General features: G+C 63.6%; 2 protein-coding genes and 1 rRNA gene. 2 read left to right on the top strand and 1 reads right to left on the bottom strand.

From position 1 onward, the window contains the following. The first annotated feature begins 1799 nt into the window (after positions 1-1799). Together ASF60_RS18260 and ASF60_RS24755 are read left to right on the top strand one after the other, a co-directional pair. Positions 1800-2474 carry a ParA family protein gene (locus ASF60_RS18260; RefSeq protein ID WP_056188320.1) on the top strand — a complete coding sequence of 225 codons (675 nt, stop codon included), beginning with the start codon at positions 1800-1802 and terminating at the stop codon, positions 2472-2474. A 269-nt stretch (positions 2475-2743) separates the two neighbouring features. Then, a complete protein-coding gene (locus ASF60_RS24755; RefSeq protein WP_156376157.1) occupies positions 2744-2890 on the top strand; it encodes a hypothetical protein in 147 nt (48 codons plus the stop codon). Between the two features lie 236 nt (positions 2891-3126). On the opposite strand, the gene rrf is transcribed toward ASF60_RS24755, so the two are convergent. Continuing rightward, positions 3127-3211 (bottom strand): 5S ribosomal RNA (gene rrf / locus ASF60_RS18265); the annotation flags it as partial.

Below are 3211 nucleotides of genomic sequence, written 5' to 3' on the forward strand. Positions count from 1 at the left end.
AGGGATCCGCAAGGACAATAATCGCCGCCCACGCTTCTCTTTCTCAGATTCACTTGTCAAAGAACACCAACAACAGACAGAAATACCGCCCAGATCACCAGGCGACAACCCATCAACAGTCAGGAGATGCAAAAGCAAGCCGCCAATCGCCTTGGCCGCTCGCCGATGAATGGGGGTATACGGATCCCAATCCGACCCGTCAACACCCACGATTGGGGAAAACGCACATGTCGCAGTTTGGTTCTCTCTCGGACGCTGCGGGGACGTGTCGAGGTCGCGTCCTTTCCGGTCCGGAATCACGCCGCGGATCGCGTGACCTCGACACGTGCTCATGCCGACGTTGCGCGTGCCTGAGGTTCCCAGGATTCGCTCCAGGGTTGAGCTGAGGCTTCGGATCTTGGTCGATCTGGGTCTGATACACCGTCATCTCCAGGTTGCACGACCATCCGTCTCTCTTCTCGAAAACCTCTGATTCCGTGGCCCTCTCAAAAGTGAACCCTCCCCCCCGTCTGCAGGAACGACCGTGGATCCGACGGCTTGGCGAGGACGCGGGCCGTCACTGCTGACCCCATCCGGGACCTTGCTCCGGGGATTCCAGCGGGCCAGCCAGCCCAGCCAGATTGGGGAGACGATCCGAACCACGTTGGTAAGGTTGGGACGGCAGTGGACCCGTCGCTCCGTGATCGACACCAGGTCGAGGCGCTGGGCGATCCGTAAGGCGAGGCGCGCCTTGGTCTGGCCCACACCAGCCCGTGCGGCGATCTCGGGGATCGAGAGCGTGCATTGGCGGCCAGCGACGAATGCATCGGCCACGATCTTGAGGACCGCCAGTTCGCCCGTGGTGAAGTGGCAGGCGAGCCTCGGCGGCAGAGGGCCGGAAGCCGCAAGGGTCCGCCGCCGCACCTGCGATCGGGCCCTATCAGGCGAGCGCTGAGGGTTCTTGGTCGGGAAGTAGGACCAAAGGCGGGGGTCTTTGCCCGGGGAGGCTCCGGGTGCTTCTGCGGCCATCCCAGGAATCATCTGAGATGAGACGGCCTTGAGACATCCGAGGGAGACAGCGGCGGCCTGATCAGGCCGGCGGCGGCCGTGAATGGCTTCGGCGAGTTCCTGGGCCTGCGCTTCCGTCAGAGCGCCTTCCCCGACCGATCGCCACACATCGCGGCTCAGGGCGTCCAGGGCGGCCACGGGAACATGGTTAACGAGGGTGAGTAGATGGTCGAACGACATGGTGGTCCCTGGGTTGGGACCGCATCAGGCCAAGCGACATCGCTCCGAGAATGAACATTCTCGATTGACTCCTGAGGGGAGCTATGATGTGCTGAGGATGTTCCGTTGTCTTTTGCACATCACACGATTTGACGGCCCTTCCGGTTTGGCGACCGGGGGGCCGTTGTCGTTTCAGGGTCCTACTGCGGCGTGGCGGTGGTTCCTTGATCGAATCTCCGGTCTTGCGAGAGACCGAGACTGTGCATTCGGCACGCGAGGGGCTCTCCTGTCAAACCAGGGACTTGTGCCGCTTCGAATCGGCGCCTGGCTGGTCCCACCGTCCGGACCGACGCGACCGTCCAACCCGCTGTGCCAGCCGACTAAAATGATAGGATCGAGGGCCTGTGCAGACAGCCGATCCAAGGTAGGCAAGGCGACCAGAGAAGCGCAAGCTTGTGAAATAAAATACGAATTCTGTCTCAATGGGCAAATGGTTTTTTGCCCAAGAACGCGATTGGGTTTACGGGTTCTTGGAGATTTAGGCCCTAGGGCCTTTGGAGGTTTGGGTCAGCAAAGCCCGGGGGGCCTTTTCGATGGCGGTCATCAGCGTCTGCTCGACAAAGGGTGGAGTCGGGAAGACGACCCTTGTGATCTGCCTGGCCGACGCCTTCGCCCGTCAGGGGGGAAGCGTGGTCATCGTTGATGCCGACCCGAACGGGCATGTCGGCGCATGGCGCGACCGCGCGGGGGCAGATTCCACCGTCGCGGTCATCTCGGGGGTGACGGAGACCGTCATCCTCGATCGCATCGGGGAGGCGGCAACGCAGTACGGGATCGTTCTGGTGGATCTCGAAGGGGCGGCCTCGCAGGCCGTCACCTACGCGATCGCCGAGTCGGACCTCGTTCTAGTCCCCACTAAGATCTCGGGGATGGACCTGCAGGAGGTATTTCGGACCTACGAGGTGGTGCAGCGGGCCGAGCGCATGCTGCGCCGATCGATCCCGGCGCGGGTGGTCCTGACCCAGATGTCGCCGCTCCAAAGCCGCGTCGCCCAGCATGCCCGGGAGGAGATCCAGAATGCCGGTATCCCGCTACTGCGGACCGAGGTGATCCAGCGGGCCGCGTACCAGTCCATTCACTTCACGGGGTCGACACCGGCTGGACCGGGCGGAGATCCGAAAGCCGCCGCCGAGGTGAGCGGCGTCCTGACCGAGCTCCTCACCATCCTGGCCGAGCAACAAGGCTCGGCCGAGCAACAGGGCGCCTGACGATGAGCAAGCCTCCGTTTCCCCCCCCGTTCCTGCCCTCGCCCCGCCCACGGCCGCATACGAGTCCGGAGGATGCCCGACAGCTCGCCGCGGCCGCGAGCGACCTCGGCTTCACGCGAGCCTCGAGCCCCCCCACAGAACCGATCCCTACGCCCGGGATCCCGGGCGAACCCCGGGCAGCCGAGGCCGCACCGGTTCGAGCTCCCAGGACCCCGGCTGGTACGCGGAGGCGGTCCAAGGCCGCCAAGGGGGCAGTTTTGAAGGTCGAGGTGCCGGATCCCGTCTGGACGGCCCTGCGGCAGGAGGCTCTCGATCGCCGGGTGACCGTGAAGTACCTGATCCTCGAGGCCCTCGCGACCAAGGGCTACGCCTTCGATCTCTCCGCCATCCCGAAGGATGGGCGCCGCCTGCGTTAAACGCGCGGTCTGCAAAGGTCTCGTCCGAAAAACCGCTTGTCCGCAAACGCGATCTAACCCCTGCGGACGTGTCCCACGGGGCTGCGCCAGCGTCTGCAGGACTATGGTCCAACGGACATGAAACCAAGCTTGCGGACATGGAACCAAGGCTTGGAAACGCAAAAAGGCCACCCCGGAGGGTGGCCTTTTTGCGTTCGACGATCGTCGAGAGGGATTATGTGTCTTGTTCTGAGCAGGTCTGGCGGCGACCGACTCTCCCGTGTCTTGAGACACAGTACCATGGGCGCTGGTGTGTTTAACGGCCGAGTTCGAGATGGGATC

The sequence above is a fragment of the Methylobacterium sp. Leaf113 genome (genome assembly GCF_001423325.1).
Classification (GTDB): domain Bacteria; phylum Pseudomonadota; class Alphaproteobacteria; order Rhizobiales; family Beijerinckiaceae; genus Methylobacterium.